The following is a 346-nucleotide window of genomic DNA, read 5'->3' on the forward strand; positions in this document are numbered from 1 at the left end:
GTATCACAAATTCTTTTGAAGTTTATTGTAAGGCGCGTATTTACAATATTCAAGTTTATGATTCTGCTCAATTTTTCGCAAACTCTCAGATTTATAACAACGCTTTAGTTTGCGGTTATGTAAAGATTCGTAAAAAGACAAAAATTTACTGTAATGCCGAGGTTGGTAATTGTGAAGATTTGCGTAATGACGAAGAGGCTTACATATTTTTCTGTATTCTCCATGGTGCAAAAGAGGCAAATACGAACAATGGGAGTAAGGCATGTGTTGAGTATCTTCCACCGTGAGTGTTGTTTAAAATCAATTATGTTCTTGCGTTTGGTGTGAATAAATCCAAAGGGCGTGA

Annotated in this window: 1 protein-coding gene; it reads left to right on the forward strand. The window is 35.3% G+C overall.

Annotation, left to right across the window (positions count from 1 at the left end; translation table 11 throughout):
* The coding region (locus ACFINO_RS10675) for a hypothetical protein (protein WP_375655823.1) at window positions 1–287 on the forward strand (287 nt) is incomplete at its 5' end.
* Window positions 288–346 lie beyond the last annotated feature (59 nt).

This window comes from Bartonella sp. AA83SXKL (assembly GCF_042196965.1).
Taxonomy (GTDB): Bacteria; Pseudomonadota; Alphaproteobacteria; order Rhizobiales; family Rhizobiaceae; genus Bartonella.